Annotated in this window: 18 protein-coding genes and 1 pseudogene; 6 read left to right on the top strand and 13 right to left on the bottom strand. The window is 65.0% G+C overall.

Translation table 11 applies throughout. The annotated features are described in order from the left end of the window. Positions 1–90 precede the first annotated feature (90 nt). On the top strand, positions 91–330 hold the full coding sequence (locus C448_RS00510) for a DUF7123 family protein (protein WP_049915992.1): 240 nt from the start codon (positions 91–93) through the stop codon (positions 328–330). Here the strand turns inward: C448_RS00510 and C448_RS00505 are convergent, their stop codons facing one another. The 8 genes from C448_RS00505 to ppsA form a co-directional block, all read right to left on the bottom strand. Then, positions 331–927: a winged helix-turn-helix transcriptional regulator gene (locus C448_RS00505; protein ID WP_004051074.1), complete on the bottom strand. Its 597-nt coding sequence runs from the start codon at positions 925–927 to the stop codon at positions 331–333. A 75-nt stretch (positions 928–1,002) separates the two neighbouring features. After that, the gene (locus tag C448_RS00500) at positions 1,003–2,190 is read right to left on the bottom strand and encodes an SPFH domain-containing protein (RefSeq protein WP_004051073.1); all 1,188 of its coding nucleotides are present in this window, start codon (positions 2,188–2,190) and stop codon (positions 1,003–1,005) included. 52 nt (positions 2,191–2,242) lie between these two features. Continuing rightward, positions 2,243–2,845 (bottom strand): NfeD family protein, encoded by a 603-nt coding sequence (locus C448_RS00495; RefSeq protein ID WP_004051072.1) that lies wholly within the window; start codon positions 2,843–2,845, stop codon positions 2,243–2,245. 41 nt (positions 2,846–2,886) lie between these two features. Continuing rightward, a complete protein-coding gene (locus C448_RS00490) occupies positions 2,887–3,081 on the bottom strand; it encodes a DUF7312 domain-containing protein (RefSeq protein WP_004051071.1) in 195 nt (64 codons plus the stop codon). Between the two features lie 41 nt (positions 3,082–3,122). Further along, positions 3,123–5,183 (bottom strand): methionine--tRNA ligase, encoded by a 2,061-nt coding sequence (gene metG, locus C448_RS00485; RefSeq protein ID WP_004051070.1) that lies wholly within the window; start codon positions 5,181–5,183, stop codon positions 3,123–3,125. A 63-nt stretch (positions 5,184–5,246) separates the two neighbouring features. After that, positions 5,247–5,828 (bottom strand): YqaA family protein, encoded by a 582-nt coding sequence (locus tag C448_RS00480; RefSeq protein ID WP_004051069.1) that lies wholly within the window; start codon positions 5,826–5,828, stop codon positions 5,247–5,249. Positions 5,829–5,864: 36 nt separating this feature from the next. Next, positions 5,865–6,920: a tyrosine decarboxylase MfnA gene (mfnA, locus tag C448_RS00475; RefSeq protein ID WP_004051068.1), complete on the bottom strand. Its 1,056-nt coding sequence runs from the start codon at positions 6,918–6,920 to the stop codon at positions 5,865–5,867. Positions 6,921–7,001: 81 nt separating this feature from the next. Continuing rightward, positions 7,002–9,269 carry a pyruvate, water dikinase gene (gene ppsA, locus C448_RS00470; RefSeq protein ID WP_004051067.1) on the bottom strand — a complete coding sequence of 756 codons (2,268 nt, stop codon included), beginning with the start codon at positions 9,267–9,269 and terminating at the stop codon, positions 7,002–7,004. A gap of 221 nt (positions 9,270–9,490) precedes the next feature. On the opposite strand from ppsA, the gene C448_RS00465 reads away from it, so the two are divergent. From C448_RS00465 to mtnP, 3 genes are all read left to right on the top strand, one after another. Further along, positions 9,491–10,246 (top strand): SDR family NAD(P)-dependent oxidoreductase, encoded by a 756-nt coding sequence (locus C448_RS00465; protein ID WP_004051066.1) that lies wholly within the window; start codon positions 9,491–9,493, stop codon positions 10,244–10,246. Between the two features lie 94 nt (positions 10,247–10,340). Then, the gene (locus tag C448_RS00460) at positions 10,341–11,030 is read left to right on the top strand and encodes a phosphoribosyltransferase (protein WP_004051065.1); all 690 of its coding nucleotides are present in this window, start codon (positions 10,341–10,343) and stop codon (positions 11,028–11,030) included. Beyond that, entirely contained in the window at positions 11,027–11,905 is an 879-nt protein-coding gene (gene mtnP / locus C448_RS00455) for an S-methyl-5'-thioadenosine phosphorylase (RefSeq protein WP_004051064.1), read from the top strand. The genes C448_RS00460 and mtnP overlap by 4 nt, the downstream gene beginning before the upstream one ends. Positions 11,906–12,257: 352 nt before the next feature. Here the strand turns inward: mtnP and C448_RS00450 are convergent, their stop codons facing one another. The 4 genes from C448_RS00450 to C448_RS00435 form a co-directional block, all read right to left on the bottom strand. After that, positions 12,258–12,974, bottom strand: a complete 717-nt coding sequence (locus C448_RS00450; protein WP_004051062.1) for a methyltransferase domain-containing protein — start codon at positions 12,972–12,974, stop codon at positions 12,258–12,260. 61 nt (positions 12,975–13,035) lie between these two features. Further along, the gene (locus C448_RS00445; protein ID WP_004051061.1) at positions 13,036–13,857 is read right to left on the bottom strand and encodes a segregation and condensation protein A; all 822 of its coding nucleotides are present in this window, start codon (positions 13,855–13,857) and stop codon (positions 13,036–13,038) included. Beyond that, positions 13,850–17,422, bottom strand: a complete 3,573-nt coding sequence (gene smc / locus C448_RS00440; RefSeq protein ID WP_004051060.1) for a chromosome segregation protein SMC — start codon at positions 17,420–17,422, stop codon at positions 13,850–13,852. The genes C448_RS00445 and smc overlap by 8 nt, the downstream gene beginning before the upstream one ends. Positions 17,423–17,440: 18 nt before the next feature. Beyond that, on the bottom strand, positions 17,441–17,701 hold the full coding sequence (locus tag C448_RS00435; protein ID WP_004051059.1) for a DUF7518 family protein: 261 nt from the start codon (positions 17,699–17,701) through the stop codon (positions 17,441–17,443). A 130-nt stretch (positions 17,702–17,831) separates the two neighbouring features. Between C448_RS00435 and gatB the strand changes: the two genes are divergently transcribed. Together gatB and C448_RS00425 are read left to right on the top strand one after the other, a co-directional pair. Further along, on the top strand, positions 17,832–19,325 hold the full coding sequence (gatB, locus tag C448_RS00430; protein ID WP_004051058.1) for an Asp-tRNA(Asn)/Glu-tRNA(Gln) amidotransferase subunit GatB: 1,494 nt from the start codon (positions 17,832–17,834) through the stop codon (positions 19,323–19,325). Positions 19,326–19,391: 66 nt separating this feature from the next. Next, positions 19,392–19,964: pseudogene (locus C448_RS00425) on the top strand (pyridoxal-phosphate dependent enzyme); the annotation flags it as partial. Between the two features lie 102 nt (positions 19,965–20,066). On the opposite strand, the gene C448_RS00420 reads toward C448_RS00425, so the two are convergent. Continuing rightward, positions 20,067–21,287, bottom strand: coding sequence for an IS701 family transposase (locus C448_RS00420; RefSeq protein WP_004051056.1), 1,221 nt, complete (start codon positions 21,285–21,287; stop codon positions 20,067–20,069). Between the last annotated feature and the right edge of the window lie 51 nt (positions 21,288–21,338).

Raw genomic sequence — 21,338 nt, 5'->3', positions numbered from 1 at the left:
CATGGTGAATGCGACCGAAATCGACCGATAGCGCCCGAATTAGCCCATCGCACCAAACCCGCTATGTGTGATGCGCCGTTCGGATCGTGTATGGCCGCACGCAGCGCACCGATGCAGACTCTCAGTGAGAAACAGCGCCGCATCCTCTCGTATCTCCGCGAGCACGCCGACAGCAAGACCTACTTCAAATCCCGCCTCATCGGCGACGCACTCGGACTGTCGCCGAAGGAGGTCGGCACGAACATGAACGCCATCCGCAAGACCGATGGCGTGCTCTCGGTCGAGAAGTGGGGCTACTCTTCGAGCACGACCTGGAAAGTCACTCAGTAATCAGGCGTCGACGCTGATGAACCGGTCGGCCTCGCGGGCGAACCGGACCGTCGCGGCGTCGAAGGAGTCGGCATAGCTCACCAGCAGCGTCAGCAGTCGTTCCGGGCGGACGAGCGCGTAGCCGTTTTCGCGTGAGAGCAGCCCCGCCGCGTCGAGATCGGCGGCGTGATTGCTTATCGTCGGCCGCGACACGCCCACGTCTGCTGCGAGATCGCTCGCGGTCGCGTCGCCGTCGCGCAACAGCGCGATGACCATTCCGCGCGGTGTCTCGCGGCGGAGAAAGCCGAGCGCCGTGCGCTCGAACGCGTCGAACTCGCGGGCCGGGAAGTAGCGTCGGTAGTCGCCGTCGCGGTGGCTCTCGACCGTGCCGTCCCGTTCGAGTCGTTTGAGGTGGTGCTGTGTCTCGCCGGTGGCCAGATCGAGATCGTCACGGATCTTCGAGAAGTGTGCGCCCGGCGTCGTCGCGAGATAGCCAGCGATCGTCTCGCGGATCCCGCCATCGTCCTCTGCGAGGCCGGCGAACGGTCCGACGGCACCCAGCGCGGCGACTCGCCGGAGCGTCGCCCGCCGTCCTTCGTCGACCTCGCGGTCGCCCATTGGACCACATCGGAGAAACGCAGGTAAAACCCCTTCGGCCCGGTCAGCTCGTCGCTCGTTCGGGCCGTCGCTTGTTCAGTTCGTCTCCGGTTCGAGCTCGCCGTCCTCTTCGTCGGTGACGGACGGCCCCTCCATCGATTTGCTCCCCTCAATGCTTTCGTCGGCGTCCATCTCGGAGATGACCTCGTCGGGGTCCTGGATGTCGGTCGTCGCCTCGCCGGTCTTGATCGCTTCGGCCTCCTGTTCCATCTCTTCGACGTCGAGTTCGGCCTCCTCGTCGATGTTGCCGATGATCTCGTCGATGTTGTCGAGACCGATGAGCTCGCGCGTCTCGGGGTCGAAATCGAGGCTCTGGAGATCGTCCGCGCTCTCGCGGCTGTCGCTCCCGGTCAGGTGTTTCCCGTACCGGCCGAGCATCGAGGTGAGCTCCTGGGGCAACACGAACGTCGTGGACTCGTTTTCGCCCATCGACTGCAGCGTCTCCATCCCGCGCTCGATGACCGCCCGTTCGCCCATCGATTCGGCGGATTTCGCTCTCAGTACCGTCGAGACCGAATCACCCTGCGCTTCGAGGATCTGGCTCTGTTTTTCACCCTGTGCGCGGATGATGTTCGACTGTTTCTGCCCTTCGGCGCTCTCGACGGCACTCCGTCGTTCACCCTGTGCTTCGAGGATCATCGCCCGACGTTTGCGCTCGGCGGAGGTCTGCTGTTCCATCGCCTGCTGGACGTCCGGCGAGGGGTTCACCTCGCGCACCTCGACGGATTCGACGCGAACGCCCCACTCGTCGGTCGGCTCGTCCAGGTCCTTTCGGATGCGCCCGTTGATCTCCTGGCGCTTGCTCAGGGTGTCGTCGAGGTCCATGTCGCCCAGAACGGCTCTGAGAGTGGTCTGGGCGAGGTTCGAGACCGCCCGCTTGTAGTCGTCCACTTCCAGGAAGGCCTTCTTCGCGTCCATCACCTTGATGTAGACCACGGCGTCGGCGGTCACGGGCGAGTTGTCCCGCGTGATGGCCTCCTGTCGGGGGACGTCGAGCGTCTGGGTACGCATGTCGAACGGGTAGGTCTTGTTGACGAACGGCGGCACGAAGCTGATGCCGGGTTCGAGTAGTTTGCGGTAGTCGCCCAGTACCGTCAGCGCGCGCTTCTCGTAGGCGTTGACGATCTCGATGGAGCTGTAGACGGTGATGATGGCGAGTGCCAACACCAACAGCACCACGACGGCGGGTGCGATCGCGAGCGCCTGAAGCGGAACGAGTGTCATCTATCTTTTGCGTTAGGCGGTACGGGACATAAGGTTTCGGGCGGGAGTTCCGTCAGGCGGTTTCGCGTTCGCGCTCGTCGGTATCGCGGCCGCGAGCGAGTGCGCGATCGATGTCGTCCTCGACGGTCGAAAGTGCCTCGACGGTGAGCACGTTGCCGCCGCCGGGGTCGGTCACCATCACCGGTTCGTTTTCGGGGATCTCGCCGTCGAGTGCGCGGGCGCTGTAGTAGGGGTTGAACCCGCCCGCGTCGAGTTTCACCTCGCCACCCGTCGCCGTCACCCGTTCGGTGACGCGCCCGGTCTTCCCTTTAAGCGCGGCCGAGTCGCTCGTCTTGCCGGCACCCTTCCCGCCGTAGAAATCGAACCGGCGATAGGTGTAGAACGCGCCCGCGCCGCTCGCGAGCACGAGCACCGAGAGGACGACCGCGAGGATGACTGGCCCGAGAAAACTCCCGAGTACCAATCCGACCAGCCCGGCGAACAGCAGCGCGACGCCGAGCACGACGAAGTGTGCGCCGGGCGCGAGCGCCTCGGCAGCCATCAGCCCGATCCCGGCGACGACGAGCACCAGCGGGAGCTGCTCCAGGACGAGGTCGGCTACCTGGAGGACCGGAAGCGCGGGTGCGAGCAGCGAGCCACCGGATGCCAGCGTCATGGTCGCGTGTTGGCGCGCGACGGGATTAACTGTTGGGTCCGCTAGATTCCGAGAACAACCAGCAGCGCGATGGCGACGCCGAGCAGAACGAAGACGACGTTCTCGAACGACGGCGAGCCGGGTTCGAGCTCGTCCGGCTCGTTCTCGCCGAAGACGTCGGTCGCGTGCGCGTCGTCCGCGCCCTCGTCGCCGTCGTCCTCGAAGTCTTCGACCGCGTATTTCCAGTCGTCCGCCATGCCTCATCGTTGGCGTCCAGCCAGAAATGGCTGCCGCTCGGTCAGCGAACTCTCGTTCCCGGCTGGCTGTCGCCGTGGGTGGTCAGCAGATCGGCCTCCTCGCCGGCCGCGAGCACCATCCCGTTGCTCTCGACGCCGAACAGCTCCGTCTTCTCGATGTTCGCCAACACGACCACCCGTTCGCCCGGGAGCTCGTCGAGATCGTGGAGCTGTTTGATCCCGGCGACGATCTGGCGCGTCTCGACGCCGAGATCGACCTCCAGACGCGCGAGGTCGTCAGCCCCGTCGATCCCCTCGGCGGTGAGAACTTCACCCACCCGCACGTCGAGCTCCTGGAACCCCTCGAAGCCGATGCGGTCGTCGGCGAGCGCTTCGAGGTCGGCCTCCGTGGCCTCGGCAGCGTCACCCTCCGAGGCCCCGTCGCTCTCGCCACCCTCGCTCGCGGCGGCGATCTGCGCCTCCAGTTTCTCGTTCAGCTCGGCGACGCGCTCGTCCTCGATGCCCTCGAACGGTTCGTCGGGCGCGTCGAACTCGGCGGACGGTGCGTCGAGTGCCGCGTTCAGGGGGACCTCGTGGACCGAACCCGTTTCGTCGAGCTGGCTCCAGAGCCGTTCGGCCATGCCGGGCATGATGGGCTCGGCGAGCACCGTGACCGCCTTCGAGAGCTGCACGCAGTCGCGGATGACCGCCGCACGCTCGGGATCCTCTGCGTTCCAGGGCTCGTGGCGCTGGATGTACTCGTTGCCGAACTGGGCGAGTTCGACGGCCGACTCCCCGACCGCCCGCACGGAGTAGTCGTTGACGCCGTCCTGGAACTCGTCGATCGCTTGCTCGATGCGCTCGCGGACCTCCTGAGAGACCTCGCCGTCGGGCGTTCCCCCGTAGTTGCGGTGGGCGAACAGCAGTGATCGGTAGAGGAAGTTCCCCACCGTGCCGACGAGTTCGCCGTTGACGCGTTCGGCGAACCGTTCCCAGGAGAAGTCGATGTCCTGCTGGAACCCGGTGCCGGTCGTGATGTAGTAGCGATAGAGATCCGGATCGAACCCCTCGTCGAGATAGTCGTCGACCCACACCGCGCGATCGCGACTGGTCGAGAAGCCCTTGCCGTCGAGGTTGACGAACCCGCTCGCGAGCACCGCCCGCGGCTCCTGATAGTCGACGCCGTGGAGCATCGCGGGCCAGAACACGGTGTGATGCTGGATGATGTCCCGCCCGATGACGTGGACGAGCTCGCCCGACTCCTGCCACGCCTGCTCCCAGTCGAATCCGTCCTGTCCGACGCGCTCGCTGTACTGCTTCGTGCTCGAAACGTACTCGATCGGTGCGTCGACCCAGACGTAGAGCACGAGCTCCTCGTCGCCGGGATAGTCGATCCCCCAGTCCATGTCCCGCGTGATACACCAGTCCTGGAGCTCGCCCTCGATCCACTCGCGGGGCTGGTTGCGCGCGTTCGCCGTTCCGTCCATCCGGTCGATGAACTCGCCGAGGTAGTCCTGAAACTCCGAGAGCCGCAGGAACTCGTGTTCGCGGGTGCGGTACTCGGCGGGGTTGCCCGTGATCACGCTCGTGGGTTCCTCGATCTCGCCCGGTTCGAGATGGCGGCCACAGCCCTCGTCGCACTCGTCGCCGCGGGCGTGTTCGCCGCAGTACGGACAGGTCCCCTCGACGTATCTGTCGGGCAGGGCCTGTCCCTCCTCGGGGTCCCATGCGACCTCGATCTCCTGCTCGTAGACGTACCCCTTCTCGTCGAGTTCGCGGACGAACTGCTGGGTGAGTTCGACGTTCTGCTGTTCGGCCGTGTGGCCGTAGTTGTCGAACTCGATATCGAACGTCGGGAACGTTTCTTCATACTTCTCGTGGTGACGCAGCGCGAACTCCTCGGGTGTGACGCCCTCTTCCCAGGCGTTGACCGCGACGGGCGTGCCGTGCATGTCCGACCCCGAGACGAACGCCGTCTCCTGGCCGAGCTTGCGGAGCGCACGCGTGAACGCGTCGCCGCCGACGTAGGTCCGGAGATGGCCCACGTGCAGGTCGCCGTTGGCGTACGGCAGCCCGCAGGTGACGACCGCCGGGTTCTCCGTGGGGAACTCCTCGTGGCTCATGGCCATCGCTACCGGGATGGGAGCCTAAAGCCCGCCGCTTTCGGCTCGCGGGTGGCCGTCCCGTCAGAGCCCGAACAGCGAGGTGACCGGCGCGAAGACGCCCGCGACGACCAGCAGCCGCCCGGCGCTGCCGACGAACGTCGCCGCGGCGAACTTCAGGTAGTCCTCCTCCAGAATGGTGAAGGCGTAGATCGACAGCGTGTCCGGGAAGAACGGCACCGAGAGTGCGATCGCCAGCCCGATGTAGCCGTACCGGCGCGCGAGCTGTATCGTCCGCCGTTCGGACCATTCGACGATGTCGAACTGCGAGTCGCGTAACCATTCGACGAGTCGCCCGGACCGGTGTCTGGCCTCGTGACCGAGGCGGAAGGCGACGACGCTGCCGGCGGCCTTCCCGATGCCGCTGACGAGCGTGATCAGGACGAAATCACCCGTCTCGGAGATTCCGAGATCCAGCGGCGCGACGAGGACGATCTCGCTCGGCAGCGGCAGCGCGATCGCGATGAGAAACGAGTAGCCTGCGATGATGAGCAGCCCGAGCGGCCCGGTCGCCGTCTCGACGAGGCTTTCGAGTGCGTCGATCTGCAGCGGCGCAGACACGGTTCCGGCCGTATCCGCAACGAGGGCCGACAGAAGCGGCGTCACTGCCGGAAATCGCTGCGTCACACGCCTAAGTGTTGTCTATTCCTGTCGGTCGAGATCGTCGACGAACGCCTGAAGCGTCTCGCGGGTGACGTGCGGCATGCAGACGACGCGGAGCGCACCGTTCCCCGTTCGGGAGATCCGCCAGTCCATCTCCCTCAGTGCCTCGAACGTCTTCTCGGGGACCTCGGCGGCGACGAGCGGGAGTTCGGGATCGACGACCGAACAACCTCGATCTTCGAGCGCGGCGGCGAGCCAGTCGGCGTTCGCCTGCCCGCGTTCGGCCTGGTCGCGATAGCCGCCGGGCCACAGCGCGTCGAGCGCGGCGCGGGCGCTCGCCACGCCCGCCCCGCTCCGCGTGCCCGTCAGCGTCGCCTGCGAGCGCGATTCGAGATACGGCGTTTCGACGGCGAGCGCGTCGAGCAGTTCGTCCGAGCGCGCGAGCAGCCCGCCGGCGGGCACGACCGCCCGCCCGAGCTTGTGCGGGTCGATCGTCATCGTGTCGATCGGCGCGTCGGCGAAGTCCCACTCGTGATCGGTGAACGGGAGGTGGAAGCCGCCCCACGCGGCGTCGATGTGACAGAGCGCACCCACCTCCTCGGCGATAGCGGCGATCTCGGGGATCGGATCGACGCGGCCGTGTTCGGTGGTGCCGGCGACGCCGACGACCGCGACGGTGTCCTCGTCGGCCAGTTCGACCATCGCCGTCGTGTTCGCCCGGTACTCGTCGTCGAGCGGTGCGGTACGGAGTTCGAGCCCGAGCATGCCGGCGGCCTTGTGAAAACTGAAGTGCGCGCTCGTGGGCGCGACCACGTTCGGCTCGTCCGTGTCGGCGCGGTTGCGCGCGATGCGCAGCGCCTGGATGTTCGCCTCGCTACCGCCGCTGGTGACGTAGCCCGCCGGCTCCGGCAGCGAGACCATCTCTCCCAGTTGTGCGACGACCTCGTGCTCGATGTCGGCGATCGTCTCGTACGTCCCTGGATCGCCGGGGTTGGTCGCGAGAAAGCGCTCGGCGGCCGCGCGTGCGTCGGGATGTGGCTCCGTACACATCGAGGAGAGAACGCGGGAGAACTCCTGTGGCGTGGCCCGCTGCATGATCAGAACTGAGCACTCACGCTGTTAGCCGTTGTGCATCTCCCCGCAGATCGCGTGCGATCGTGATTGAGCATCGGAGCCCTACCTGACAGTATCGAGGACGAGTTTCTGTTCGACGCGCTTGACCTCGTGCTGGACGTCGCGCACGGCGTCGATGTTCGCCGAGATCGAGGAGATGCCCTCGTTGACGAGGAACTGTACCATCTGTGGTTTCGAGCCGGCCTGCCCGCAGATGCTGGTCGCGACGTCGTTCTCGCGGCAGCTCTCGATCGTCTGCCCGATGAGTTCGAGCACGGCGGGATGGAGTTCGTCGAAGCGGTCGGCGACCTGGCCGTTGTTTCGGTCGACGGCGAGGGTGTACTGGGTGAGATCGTTCGTCCCGAAGGAGGCGAAGTCGATGCCCGCGTCGGCCATCTCCTCGATGCGCAGCGCCGAGGCGGGCGTCTCGACCATCACGCCCCAGGAGCGCTTGTCGGGATCGATGCTGGCGTCCTGCATGAGATTCTTGGCCTGGAGGACGTCCTCGACGTCGTTGACGAGCGGCAGCATGATCTCGACGTTGTCGTAGCCCATCCCGTAGAGCTGGCGGAAGGCTTCGAGCTCGTGGACGAACACGTCGGGGCGGTCGAGGCTGCGCCGGATGCCACGGTAGCCGAGCATCGGGTTGTGTTCGTCGGGTTCGCTCTCGCCGCCCTCAAGCTGGCGGAACTCGTCGGTGGGGGCGTCGAGCGTGCGCACGCGCACCGGTCGTGGGTAGAACTCCTCGGCGACGTTTCTGACTCCCTCGACGATCTCCTCGATGTAGGCGTCCTCGCCGTGGTCGTCGATGTACTTCTCGGGGGTCTTGTTCGTCGAGAGGATCATGTGCTCCATCCGGAGCAGACCCACGCCGTCGGCGCCGGTCGCGGCGGCGCGTTCGGCGGCCTCGGGGATCGAGACGTTGACCTTCACCTCGGTGGCGGTCATCGGCTTCACAGGAGATTGCGGGCGGACCTCCTCGACGGCGTCGCGCTCGCCGTCGTCGGCCTCACCCTCACGGATCGTCCCCTTGTCGCCATCGATGGTGATCTGCCGCCCATCGGAGAGCGTGCTCGTCGCGCTCTGTGAGCCGACGACCGCCGGCACACCGAGTTCGCGGGAGACGATCGCCGCGTGGGAGGTCATCCCGCCCTCGTCGGTGACGATGCCGCTCGCGCGCTTCATCGCCGGCACCATGTCGGGGGTCGTCATCTCAGTGACGATGACGTCGCCCTCGCCCACCTTGTCGAGCTGGTCGAGCTTGCCGACGATCGCCACTGCGCCGCTGGCGATGCCCGGGCTCGCGCCGAGCCCCGTGAGCAGCACGTCGTCGTTCGATGCGGATTCGTCGCCGCCGTTGGCGACGCTTGCCTGCTCGCCCCCGTCATCGGCGATCGTCGTGATGGGGCGCGATTGGAGCATGTAGACGTCGCCCTCGAAGATCGCCCACTCGACGTCCTGCGGTTCGCCGTAGTGCTCCTCGACCTGCTCGCCGATCTCGACCAGACTGTCGAGTTCGTCCTCGTCGAGCACCTGTGCCTCGCGTTTCTCGCCCGGAACGTCGACCATCGTCGTCTCGCCCGTCTCGGGTTCCTTGACGCACATCGTCTTCTTGTCGGCCACGGTGACGGAGTCGAGCTCGTGGCTGTCGCGGTCGACGACGTAGTTGTCGGGCGAGACCTCGCCGGCGACGACCGCCTCGCCGAGCCCCCATGCGGCCTCGACGATGAGCTCCGGCGCGCCCGTCGAGGGATGGGAGGTGAACATCACGCCCGATTTCTCGGCATCGACCATCCGCTGGACGACGACCGCGATGTCGACGCTCCGGTGGTCGAACCCCTGCTGTTCGCGGTAGTAGATCGCCCGCTGAGTGAACAGCGAGGCCCAGCACTCCTTGACGCGCTGGACGAGGTTTTCTCCTGTGACGTTGAGGAACGTCTCCTGCTGGCCGGCAAACGAGGCGTCTGGCAGGTCCTCGGCGGTCGCCGACGAGCGCACCGCGACGAACGCTTCGCCGTCGTCGAGGTTCCCGTAGGTCTCGAGGATCTCCTCACGCAGCTCGTCGGGCATCTCCGTCCCCAGAATGAGGTCCTCGGCTTCGGCCGTGGCGGCGGCGAGCGCGCTCGAATCGTCGGGATCGACATCGACGGCGTCGAACAGCGCCTCGTCGATGCCGGTTTCCTCGATGAACGAGCGGTACGTTCCGGCCGTGACGACGAACGCCGGCGGGACGGGCAGGCCGGCACCAGCGAGTTCGCCCAACGACGCGCCCTTGCCGCCGACGGCGTCGATGTCGTCCTTGCCTACCTCGTCCAGCCAGAGTACAGCCATCGTGGACGTATAATCACGAACGTCAATAAAGAAGGTTCCGAACCGACCGGCTTCGTGCGGTAGCGTCACAGTCAGCCACGCCAAACCGACCGCTGTCACGCGGTTTCGCTTGCCGAAGCACCGTCCGGAACGAAACGGTTATCCGTCGAGCTGAACAAATATTCAGTGTCCACACGGGGCGGACGAGCGTCGTCTCGCCCCGCGACGGACGGAAAGACACTATGAACGGACTCAACGACAAAACGGTAGCCGTTACGGGTGCCGGCGCGGGCATCGGTCGTGCGTCGGCGCTGCGTTTCGCCGAGGAAGGGGCCGACGTCATCGTCACGGACATCGCCGAGGATGCCGGCCGGGAAACCGTCGAGCTGATCGAGGACGACGGCGGCGAGGCGCTGTTCCTCACCGTCGATATCACCAGCCAGTCGGACATCACCGCGATGGTCGAGGAAGCGGTCGACAGCTACGGCGGCCTCGACATGGCCCACAACAACGCCGCCGGTGCGGCGGGCGAGATGGTGCCGACGGCGGAGGTCTCCGAGGACGATTGGGACAAGGAACTCGACATCACGCTCAAATCCACGTGGCGGTGCATGCGCCACGAGATCGACGCGATGCTCGAACAGGGCGGCGGTGCGATCGTCAACACCTCCTCCGGCGCGGGCCTGAAGGGCCAGCGCAACGTCGCGCCCTATTCGGCGGGCAAACACGGCGTCGTCGGTCTCACACGGACCGCCGCGCTCGAATACGCTGAGGACGGCATCCGCATCAACGCCGTCTGTCCCGGGCCGGTCGACACGCCCGGCTACAGCCAGATGCCCGACGAGATGCGCGAGAAACTCAAATCGAACGTTCCGATGCGGCGGCTCGGGGATCCCGAGGAGATGGCCAACGCGGCCGTCTGGCTCTGTTCGGACGACGCCTCGTACGTCACCGGCATGCCGCTCTCGGTCGACGGCGGCATCATGGCCGGTCGCTGATCGGAAACTGACCCTTCGTTCTCGCTGATCGTTGCTCCACCGAGCGGAGAGACACAACGACTTAACGCGTGCCGCCATCCCACACAACTGAGCCATGACCGAGCGCGACGACTTCACCTGCACCGTCACCAACTGGGAGTACATCTACGGCCGCTGTCGGTCGGTCGCCGATCAGGTCAGACGCACCGAGTTCGAGCCGGAGGTCGTCGTTGCGCTCGCGCGCGGCGGCTGGTTCGCCGGGCGCTGTCTCTGTGACTTCTTGGGGCTCGACGATCTCACGAGCCTGAAGATGGAACATTACGTGGGAACCGCGGCGAAGACCGGCGAGCCGGAGATCCGCTATCCGATGCCCGAGGGGAGCGTCGAGGACAAGGACGTCCTCATCATCGACGACATCGCCGACACCGGGGGGTCGATCGAGCGCGCCCACGAGTACGTCACCGACCGCGATCCGAACGACGTCCGCACCGCGACCGTCCAGCTGCTCGGCACGAGCGAGTTCGAACCCGACTACGTCGGCGAGCATCTCGACAGCTGGACCTGGGTGATCTACCCCTGGAACTTCATCGAGGACATGACCGACCTCGTGAGCGGCGTTCTGGAGCCCGATACGACGATGGACGTGGGGGAAATCCGCCATCTGCTTGCCGAACATCACGGCATCGATCGCATCGAGATGGAGATCGCTCAGCCCGATCGGATGGACGAGGTGCTCGCGGAGATGGAACGGCGAGGGATCGTCGCACGCGAGGGCGAGGGCTGGACGCTGCTGGAGGAACCATGATCGGTCTCATCGGCGGCAGCGGCATCTACGAAGCGCTCGATCTCGACACGGGCCACGAGGAGACCGTCGAGACGCCGTTCGGCGCGCCGAGCGGCTCCGTCACGGTCGGCGAACTCGATGGCCGGGAGATCGCCTTCCTCCCGCGACACGGGCCGAACCACGAACTCTCGCCGACGGAGGTACCCTACCGAGCAAATGTCTACGCGCTGAAGCAGCTCGGCGTCGATCGCGTTCTCGCGACCAACGCGGTCGGGAGCCTGCGCGAGGGGCTCCCGCCGCAGACGCTCGTCGTCCCCGATCAGCTGTTCGATCGGACGCGCCACCGGACGACCTCGTTCTTCGGCGACGGGATGGTCGTCCACATGGGCTTCGCCGAGCCGTACTGCCCCCATATGACCAGCCATCTCGCCACCGCGGCCGAGACGGTCGACGACGGGGCGGGTGCGGGTAGCGGGGCAGAAGCGGGCGTCGAGGAGGGCGGCACCTACGTCTGCATCGAGGGACCACAGTATTCCGCCCGAGCGGAAAGCGAGTTCTACCGCGCGCAGGGCTGGGATATCGTCGGGATGACCGCCGTGCCGGAGGCGAAACTCGCCCGCGAAGCCGAACTCTGCTACGCGACCGTCGCCGGCGTCACCGACTACGACGTCTGGAAGGAGGACAGCGAGGTGAGCCTCCAGGAGGTGCTCGACAACGCCGCCGCGAACGAGGAGCGCATCAACGCGACGATCCGGCGTGCCATCGAGACGATGCCCGACGAGCGCGACTGTGACTGCGCGCACGCGCTCGACGGGACGATCAACACCGCGGCCGAGGCGATCCCCGACGAGACCCGCGAGCGCCTCGCATTGCTGGCTGGCGACTATCTCGACTGAATCGTTGCGAGAGTACGCCGACGATTTACCGAAACAGCGACGACTTCCGAGCGACGCTCACGAACCGGTTTTCACGTGCGACTCTCCGACCCCGCCGAACCGATACTGACCCGCGTACTTCTCGCGCGTGGACGCCGCGGGCTATCGTCTCACCGTCGCCCGTCGTCGCGGACGTATTCGAGCGCGCTGACGAACGCCTCGACATCGACTCGTCCTTCGGTCTCCTCCAGCCGCTCCCTGATGCGTTCCGGTGTCATGGTACGAGATACCATACATCACGACATGGTATCAACCTTTCGGCGAGCGGAAACACTTGCCGGCGGACGATCGCGCGGTGACGATCCGCAGCAGGCTACGCCTTCGTCAGCGCCGCCTGGTAATGTGGCGAGTCCGCGGCATCGTAGCTGTGGGCAGCGACTTCCCAGTCGGTCTCGGCTGCGGCCTCGCGTAGCCGATCGGGACTGAACAGTCGGAACAGGAGCGTCTCGCCGACATCACCCTCGTATTCGAACTGCATCACGCGGTGGGCGAGTCCGGGTGTCGGGTCGGCCCGATAGCCGAGCATCTCGTCCGCCACGATCCGCTCCGGATCGTGACAGTCGAGCGTCGCCGCTCCGTCGGGCGCGGTGACGAACGCGAGGTCGTCGAGGAACTCCCGGAGTCCCCGCATCGAGGCCGCGAGCTCGACCTGTGTCCCCCACGCGAACGCCGATTGAAACCGATCGCGCTCGAACGACTCCCGAAGTGCGAACATGTCTGCACGGCGGACATCGCGGACACCGCGCTCGCGCATCGTCTCGATGAGATGGTCGCTCACTTCGATGGCGATCGTCTCGAACTGTTCCTGGAAGTAGAGGGTATCGCGACCCGCGCCCGCACCCATATCGAGCAGCGGGCCATCGACCCAGGACGTGAGGAACTCGCCACGATCACTGTCAGGGTCGAAATCGCCGAAATAGAACGCCTCGATCGGGTGTTCGCGCGCCCATTCACCGTCACGCTGGATGAGGGGTGCGTCCTGTTCGTCCCGATGGAAGTCGCGGACCGCGCGGCCGAACGGATCGGACATGTACCATCGTTCGTTCCGAGCGCAATAATCGTGGTCTGAACCGCGGTAGCACGTCCCGACCTCAGTCGGCGATCGCTTCGGTCGAGGCCGACTCCGTGTTCGGGTTCTGCACCCAGAGATCGCCGAACAGCTCGTCCTGCTGGAGGCGGACGTGGCCGCGGTGTGAGAGAAAGAGAACTGCGAGGAATGTCTCGACGCGCGAGCCACCCGCCGTGTCGATCTCGGCGTAGAGCACTTCCTCGCGCCCGGCGTCGTACTGCTTGCGGAGTACCCGTTGAACGTCCGCGATGATGGCCTCGATGTCTTCGCCGTGGGCCGTGCCCGTCACGTCGGCCTCGGTCGGCTCGTCGTCGACGCGCAGATCGTCGCCCGAGCGGTAGTCGAGGGTCTGCGTGCCGCGCTGGAACCCCTTCGGCGAGCCACTCGTGTCGTAGGTCCTGGACTCCTTCCACCACGAATCGCGCTCTGCCTCGCGGAGTTCGCGCACGAGTTCGTCGAGCGTCTCCGGCGTGCCGCGCGCGCCCTTCCGGTCGAGCCGGCGATCCATCTCGTCTTCGAGCGCCGCCACCGGATCCGGTCCGAACTCGTCGGGCGGTTGCTCGTAGCCTTCCTCCCAGGGTTCGGGGTCGGGTTCCGGTTCTTCCTCGGGTTCGAGCAGCGCCTCGCTCTTCATCCGAAGGAGCACGCTCGCGTAGAAGAGCGCCCGACCCGAGGTGCGCAGATCCGCCGCGTCGAGCCGTTCGAGGAAGGCGTCGGTCACGTCGACGACGTCGATATCCCACGGCTCGATCTCACCCTCTTCGGCGAGCCTGACGAGCAGTTCGACCGGTTCGACCTCCTCGTCCTCCCCGTTTTCCGCTGCACCACCCGCCGCCTCAGTCATCGGCGGGCACCTCCTGTGCTCCGAGATCGATCCCCGTCACCGCCGAAACGTTGTCGCCCTGCATCGTCACGCCGATCGCGCGCTCGGAGCGTTCGAGCATCGCCGAACGGTGCGAGACGACGATGAACTGCGCGTCGGCGGCGAGTTCGTCGACCAGCTCTCCCACCCGCTCGGCGTTGGCCGCATCGAGGAAGGCGTCGACCTCGTCGAGCGCGTAGAACGGCGCGGGGTTGTGGCGCTGGATGGCGAAAATAAAGGCGAGCGCCGTCAGTGACTTCTCGCCGCCGCTCATCGCATCCAGCCGCTGGATCGGCTTGTCGCCCGGCTGTGCTTTCATCGTCAGCCCGCCCTCGAAGGGATCTTCCTCGTCTTCCAGATGGAGCGTCCCCGACCCCGCGGAGAGCCGCTCGAAGATGGACTCGAACTGCTCGTTGATCGTCTCGTAGGAGTCCATGAACGTCTCCCTCTTCTGAGCCTCGTAGGAGTCGATGCGCTCCTCGATGCCGTCGCGCTCGTCGACGAGGGTCGCCCGCTTGTCGGTGAGATCGTCGAGATCCGCCTCGACCGTGTCGTACTCCTCGATGGCGAGCATGTTGACCGGCTCCAGCTCCTCCATCTCCCCCTCCAATCGCGCGATCTCGTCTTCGACCTCGTCGTGATCGGGAATCTCGTCGGGGTCGTACTCGCCGACGACCGATTCGAGCTCGTCGATCTCCCACTCCAGTCGCTCCCGGCGTTCGCGGCGACTCTCCAGTTCGCTTTCGGTCTCGTTCACCCGCTCGCGCTGCTCGTCGCGTGACTCTTTCGCGTCGGCGAGCTCTGCCTTCAGCTCCACCCGCTCGTCCTTGAGATCGGCGAGTTCGTCTTCGAGATCGGCGACGGCCGCCTCGCGCTCGTCGAGTTTTTCCTCCTGTTCGTCGATCTTCCCGTCGAACTCCTCGATGCGCTCCTCGCCCTCCGCCTTGCGATTTTGGGCGCTTTCGAGCGTCTCGTGGAGCTCGTCGATCGACTCCTCGGCGTACTGTTTTTCGAGCTGGAGCTCGTTCAGCTCGCCGTCGAGATCGTCCATCCGGTCGTCGAGTTCGTCGATATCGTCCTGAATCGCGTCGGCCTCGTTCGTGAGCTCCGGGATGGCCGAGTCCGCGAGTTCGTCTTCCAGCGCTTCGATATCGCCCTCGATGGCCGCGATCTCGTCGTCGTGTTCGGAAATCTCGGTCTCCAGGCTCTGCATCTCCGCGTCGACCTCCTCGCGGGCGTCCTCGATCTCCGCGATATCCGCTTCGAGCTCGTCGATGCGCTCGTCGATCCCCTCGCGCTCGCGCTCTTTCTGCTCGATATCGTTCTCGATGTCGCGGACCTGCTCGGCGGCCGCCGACCGACGCTCGCGCGCGTCGTCGAGGCGCTCCTCGATTTCCCGAACGTCCTCCTGGACCTCGCGCCGGCGCTCTTCGAGCTCGGTGATCCGGTCGGCGACGCGTTCTAGCTGGCCCGCGCTCGACTCGAAGGAGTAGCGCGACCCGCTGCGCGACCCACCTGTCATCGCGCCGCTCTTCTCGACGAGTTCGCCCTCCAGGGTGACGAGCCGGTAGTCACCCATCAGCTCGCGGGCGGTCTCCATTTCCTCGACGACGAGGGTACTGCCAAGTACGTATGAAAAGACGCCCGCGTACTTCTCGGGAAAGTCCACGAGATTGTAGGCGAAATCCACGACGCCCGCCTCGTTCGGTCGGCTCGGCACCGACCGACGCTGCATCTTCGTCATCGGCAGGAAGGTCGCCCGGCCCGCGTTCCTGGATTTCAGATACTCGATGGCCTGCTGGCCTACCCCGTCGTCGCCGACGACGACGTGCGCGAGCCGGCCGCCCGCTGCCGTCTCGCACGCCGTCGCGTACTCGCTCGCCACGCCGCCCAACTGCGCGATCGTGCCGTGCACCCCGTCGAGATCGGCGTTCAAAACAGTGGAAACGGCTCGTCCGTACGACGAGCCGCTGTCGTCGGTCTTCGCTTCGAGGCTCGCGTACTCGTCCTTCGCGGCGCGGAGCTCCTCCTCGATCTCGTCGAGTTCCTCGGTCCGCTCGCGTTTGTCCTCTTTGAGGTCGGAGACGACGTCCTCGATGTTCGCCTCGTTCTGCTCGGCCTTCGCCAACTCGTCCTTGATATCACTGATCGCGGCCTCGATCTCGGGGATCCGCTCGCGGGTCTCGTCGAGATCGCTCTCTTTCTCGCTCTGTTCGGTCGAGCGCCGCCGGGCCGCGTCCAGTAGCCTGTCCTGCTCGCGCTGTTTCTCGTTTTTCGCGCTCTTTTCGGCTTCGAGCGCCTCCCGCCGCTCTTCGAGGTCGGCTTTCACCTCGTCGTACTCCGTGTCGCTCGCCTCGATCTCCGCTTCGACCTCGGCCAGTTCGTCCTCCTGGTCCTCGATATCAGCAGTAATGGAGGACTTCTCGACTTTCACGCTCCGGATGTCGCCGTCGAGATCGTCGACGGTCTCCTGTTTCTTGTCGAGTTCGACGAACGCCTGCCGGCGCTCGTTTTCAGCCGACGCGATGCGCTCCTCGGTGTTCTCGATCTTGTCTTCGAGCCGACTCTTCTCGCCTTTGATCTCCTCGATCTCGCGCTTGATGGCGAGCTGTTCGTCCTCGCCCTTGCGCTCGATCTCGTCGTTGAGTTCGTCGAGATCGGTTTCGAGTCGCGAGACCTTGCCCTGGCGTTCGTCGAGTTCGCGCTGACGTTCGTCGAGTTCGTCGTCGAGCTCGTCGATCCTCTCGACTGCCGATGTGAGGCTCGTGCGCTTGTCCTCCAGCTCGGCGGCCTTGCGGTAGGTCTCGTACTCCTCTTTGTCCTCGCGCAGCGACTGATATTCGAGCGCCGTCTCGCGTTCGTCGTTCAACTGTTCGAGCCGTTCTTCTTTCTCCTCGATGCGGAGTTCGGCCTCGTCGATGCGCTCCTCGACGACTTCGAGCTCCTCGAAGGCGTCCTCCTTCTTCGCGTCGAAGGCGGCCACGCCGGCGATCTCGTCGATGATCTCGCGGCGCTCGCCCGCGGTCATGTTGATGATACCCGTCACATCGCCCTGCATCACGACGTTGTAGCCCTCGGGTGTGACGCCCGCCCCCGCGAGCAGATCCTGAATATCGGAGAGGTTGACCGACCGCTCGTTGAGATAGTAGTAGGAGTAGTAGTTGTCCTCGGTCTGCTTGACCCGGCGCTTGATGACGATCTCGTCGACGTCGCCGACGTTCTCGGTGCCGGCGGCGCTCTCGATCTCGGCACGCGGGAGCGTCCGCTCGGCGTTGTCGAGCACCACCTCGACGCTCGCTTCCCGGACACCGCCACCGGCCGATTCGCCACCCTCCTCGTGACCGGGGTTGTAGATGAGGTCGGTGAGCTTCCTGGCGCGGATCCCGCGCGTGCGGGCGAGTCCGAGACAGAACAGGATGGCGTCGATGATGTTCGACTTGCCGGAGCCGTTCGGCCCGCTCACGGTGGTGAAGTCCTCGTAAAACGGGATCTCCGTTCGACGGCCGAAACTCTTGAAGTTCTCTAGGACGAGCGATTTGATATGCATGGGGTGCTCGTGGACGGCCTACGCGACGATGATGTCGTCGGCCGATGAATCGTCAGTAGAATCGTCCTCGTCCGGGTTAGCTTCTTCGTTTGCGCTCGATTCCTCGGTCCCGTCGTCGGTGACGGCCCCGACGCCCGCCTCGATGTATTCGTCCGAGGACTCGTCTTCGAGCTCGGCGAGTCGGGCTTTCGTCTCCATCAGTTCGTCGGTCAGGCCGGAGAGGGAGGCTTCGAGTTCTTCGACGCGCGATTCGAGCTCCTCGACGCGGTTGCCGCTCATGGCTGATGGCGACGTTCCGCGGACATAAACGTGCGTCAGACACGTTTCCGAGAGTTGGTAGGTGTGGCCACCGTGCCGTGCGACGGCGATGGCGTCATGTTTTAGCGGTCGCGGCCGGATAGAGGCGACAATGAGCGCCCGCGCCGTCAGTGCCAGCGACCACCGCGTCGTCATCGGGCTGGAGGTCCACGTCCAGCTCGAAACCGAGACCAAGGTGTTCTGCGGCTGTAGTACGGATTTCGAGGACAGCGAGCCGAACTCCCATACGTGTCCGACCTGTCTCGGCCTGCCGGGCGCGCTCCCGACGCTGAACGAGGCGGCCGTCGAGGGCGCGCTCAAACTCGCGGCGGCGATCGACGCCGACGTGCCCGACGAGAGTTACTTCCACCGGAAGAACTACTACTACCCCGATCTCCCGAAGAACTTCCAGATCACCCAGTACGACTCGCCGCTCTGTCAGGACGGCGAACTCACGGTCACAGTCGAAAACGACGAGCGCACCATCGCCATCGAGCGCGCCCATCTGGAGGAAGATCCCGGCAGCCTCCAGCACGCCGGCGGCGGTGGCGGCATCGACAGCGCCGAATACACCAGAGTCGACTACAATCGTGCGGGCGTCCCGCTGATGGAGATCGTCACCGAACCCGACTTTAGGAGTCCCGACGAGGTCCGCGCCTTCCTCGCCAAACTGGAGGAGGTGCTCGACTATCTCGGCATCTTCGACAGTTCCAGAGATGGGTCGCTGCGCATCGATGCGAACATCTCGCTCGTGCCCGAGGCGGAAGTCGATGCCGACGGGAGAATCGGCCCGGACGCGCTCGCGGCCGCCAACCGCACCGAGGTGAAAAACATCTCCAGTCACAAGGGGGCCGAGCAGGCGCTCGCCTACGAGGTGACGCGACAGAAAAACGCCCTCCAGCGCGATCGGACGATCGCACAGGAGACCCGCCACTGGGACGAATCCCGGGGTGTGACCGTCTCGATGCGCTCGAAGGAAGAGGAGAAGGATTATCGCTACTTCTCCGAGGCAGATCTCCCCGTGCTCCGCGTCAGCGACTGGGCCGAGGCAATCGAGATCCCCGAACTCCCCGATGCCCGCCGCGAGCGCTTCGCCGCGGAGTACGGATTGAGTTCGTCCGAAGCCCGAAAGCTCACCTCCACCCGCGAGGTCGCGGATTTCTACGAGCAGGTCGCCGACCGCTTCGACCCCGACGTGGCGGCGTCGTGGGTCGCCGACACGCTCCTGGGCGAACTCAACTACCGCGACATGGCCATCGCCGATGTCGAGAGCCGGCTCGACGAGTTCCTCCATCTCATCGAACTCGCCGAGACGGACGAGATCACCGCAAAGAACGCCGAGGAGGTCGTCTTGCGCGCGATGCTCGACGACGGACGCTCGCCGGACGAGGTGGTCGAGCGCGAGGGGCTTGGTACCACCGACGAGGACGAGATCGAGAGCGCGGTCGCGACCGCGATCGACGAGAATCCGGACGCGGTCGAGGATTATCACACCGGCGAGGACGGCGCACTCAACTTCCTCGTCGGACAGGTGATGCAGTCCACGGGCGGCAGCGCCGATCCCGGAACGGTGAACGAACTGCTCCGGGCAGCACTCGACGGCTGACCGGCGCTCGCTGGCCGCCGAACAGTCGGTACACATTTGTGCGTTACTGCGTACTGTTGAGACACGATGATCAACGATGACGCGGAGCACGCCGGCGAATTTGAAGGCTACGGAGGCCGGCACGTTCCCGAGCCGCTCGTGGAACCGTTCCAGGAGCTCGCCGACGCGTTCGACGACATCGCCACGTCCGACGACTTCCGCACGGAGTTCCGTTCGATCCTCGAAAAATTCGCGGGGCGACCCACACCGCTCTTCCATGCCGAGCGCCTCTCGGAGCGCTACGGGGCCGAGATCTATCTCAAGCGCGAGGATCTCCTGCACGGCGGTGCGCACAAGATCAACAACGCCGTCGGCCAGGCGCTGCTCGCCGAGCGGGCGGGCAAATCCCGACTGATCGCCGAGACCGGCGCGGGTCAGCACGGCACCGCGACCGCGATGGTCGGCGCGCTGTTCGACATGGACACCGAGATCTACATGGGCGCAAAGGACATCGCGCGCCAGCGGATGAACGTCTTCAGGATGCGACTGATGGGTGCGGAGGTCAACGAGGTCACGCGCGGCGGGGCCGGCCTCGCGGACGCGGTCGATGCCGCCCTGGAGGATTTCGCCGCGAACGTCGACGACACCCACTATCTGCTCAGCTTTGCACGTTCAGAGATACCACCCTTTAGAACCGTCTGAACCGTCCGAGTGGAGGAAGAGATGCTCGATCTCTTCCATCAATTNCTCAGCTTTGCACGTTCAGAGATACCACCCTTTAGAACCGTCTGAACCGTCCGAGTGGAGGAAGAGATGCTCGATCTCTTCCATCAATTCGTCGAGCGCCTGTTTTGGATGGTCTCGCACCCATGAGAACAGGTTGTACACGACTTCCTTCAGAGCGTATTCCAGCTGGACTTGGATCGATGACGCTTTCGAGCACTGCGTTCCCGAGGCGTTCGATTCAGGACCAAGCCGCAGCAGACTGTAGGCCAGCATCTGGAGGTGCCAGTGCCGACTGGCACCTCCCTCGTCCCGGACCTCGCAGTCTCCAAAGCCCAGATCCTGCTTCGAATCCTCGAAGAACACCTCTACCGGCCACCTGAATGAGTACGACCGGATCAAATGTTCGGACGGCGCATCGATCTTGTTCGAGGCAAAATACCTCACCGGGTTCTCTTCGTCCTCTTTTTCTGTGACTTTCTCCGCGATGAGGAGCCGCACTTCATCCAACTCTGAGATAGAGCGCTTCTGTGTCCAGATTTTGTAGGTTTCATCATCAATCTCTCGTTCGGTTTTGTCGATGCGCTCTTCCAGCGCATCGACGCGGATCTCCTCGCCACCGTAGGTCACTTGCCGATTGCTGCGGAGCGGGCCGACCCAGTCCTTGCCGTATGATTCGATGTACTCGGTGAGATTCGAATCGTGGGTGAACCACGAATCCATGAGGTAGGTGTCCGCCGGGACACCTACCTCGTCTTCGAGTTCATCGATGATGTCTCTGGCAAGGTCGTACTTCGACTGGTCGTCGTCATCATCGTAGAGGCGAAAGGCGAGTGGGTAGGCGGTTTTGTCGTCGGCGTAGAAGGCGTAGACGAGATTCTGTCCCCAGACAGTTTCGCCTTCGGCGTGATCGTAGAACTTGCCGACACCGGGAAGTTCCTTCCCGGTTTTGTCGGTGACCGAGTCGTCGAGGATGACGTAGCCATCCTGTGACCACCGCGTTTCACCGTGTTTCTGCAACTCTTCGAGCCGTTCATGGTTGACCTGATCCTCGTCCCAGTCGTACTCGGTGAGGAACTTGTTGACTGCTCGTTTGCCCTGTGCGGGAAGGATCTCACGTGCGATCCCAGCCACGGTCTTGTTGCTGGCGGCAACAAGACCTGTGGTGTAGGTTTTCGCGTGGTGCTGCTGCTCGGACGATAGCGACTCGAACTCGTCGATTGGCTCCGTACACGACAGGAAGTCTGTGATTGGAAGCATCGCCCGTTACCCCTGCCTACATCCCGACGCTACTTAACGTGCAAAGCTGAG

Source organism: Halococcus morrhuae DSM 1307, from assembly GCF_000336695.1.
GTDB classification, from domain to species: Archaea; Halobacteriota; Halobacteria; order Halobacteriales; family Halococcaceae; genus Halococcus; species Halococcus morrhuae.
Note: the sequence above shows the minus strand (reverse complement) of the source record. Positions and strands in the feature narration are given on the sequence as shown.

Excerpts from the sequence above, each read along its gene's own strand:
- C448_RS00510 (WP_049915992.1), top strand. The coding sequence starts at position 91 with ATGGCCGCACGCAGCGCACCGATGCAGACTCTCAGTGAGAAACAGCGC.
- C448_RS00505 (WP_004051074.1), bottom strand. The coding sequence starts at position 927 with ATGGGCGACCGCGAGGTCGACGAAGGACGGCGGGCGACGCTCCGGCGA.
- C448_RS00500 (WP_004051073.1), bottom strand. The coding sequence starts at position 2,190 with ATGACACTCGTTCCGCTTCAGGCGCTCGCGATCGCACCCGCCGTCGTG.
- C448_RS00495 (WP_004051072.1), bottom strand. The coding sequence starts at position 2,845 with ATGACGCTGGCATCCGGTGGCTCGCTGCTCGCACCCGCGCTTCCGGTC.
- C448_RS00490 (WP_004051071.1), bottom strand. The coding sequence starts at position 3,081 with ATGGCGGACGACTGGAAATACGCGGTCGAAGACTTCGAGGACGACGGC.
- metG (WP_004051070.1), bottom strand. The coding sequence starts at position 5,183 with ATGAGCCACGAGGAGTTCCCCACGGAGAACCCGGCGGTCGTCACCTGC.
- mfnA (WP_004051068.1), bottom strand. The coding sequence starts at position 6,920 with ATGCAGCGGGCCACGCCACAGGAGTTCTCCCGCGTTCTCTCCTCGATG.
- ppsA (WP_004051067.1), bottom strand. The coding sequence starts at position 9,269 with ATGGCTGTACTCTGGCTGGACGAGGTAGGCAAGGACGACATCGACGCC.
- C448_RS00465 (WP_004051066.1), top strand. The coding sequence starts at position 9,491 with ATGAACGGACTCAACGACAAAACGGTAGCCGTTACGGGTGCCGGCGCG.
- C448_RS00460 (WP_004051065.1), top strand. The coding sequence starts at position 10,341 with ATGACCGAGCGCGACGACTTCACCTGCACCGTCACCAACTGGGAGTAC.
- mtnP (WP_004051064.1), top strand. The coding sequence starts at position 11,027 with ATGATCGGTCTCATCGGCGGCAGCGGCATCTACGAAGCGCTCGATCTC.
- C448_RS00450 (WP_004051062.1), bottom strand. The coding sequence starts at position 12,974 with ATGTCCGATCCGTTCGGCCGCGCGGTCCGCGACTTCCATCGGGACGAA.
- C448_RS00445 (WP_004051061.1), bottom strand. The coding sequence starts at position 13,857 with ATGACTGAGGCGGCGGGTGGTGCAGCGGAAAACGGGGAGGACGAGGAG.
- smc (WP_004051060.1), bottom strand. The coding sequence starts at position 17,422 with ATGCATATCAAATCGCTCGTCCTAGAGAACTTCAAGAGTTTCGGCCGT.
- C448_RS00435 (WP_004051059.1), bottom strand. The coding sequence starts at position 17,701 with ATGAGCGGCAACCGCGTCGAGGAGCTCGAATCGCGCGTCGAAGAACTC.
- gatB (WP_004051058.1), top strand. The coding sequence starts at position 17,832 with ATGAGCGCCCGCGCCGTCAGTGCCAGCGACCACCGCGTCGTCATCGGG.
- C448_RS00420 (WP_004051056.1), bottom strand. The coding sequence starts at position 21,287 with ATGCTTCCAATCACAGACTTCCTGTCGTGTACGGAGCCAATCGACGAG.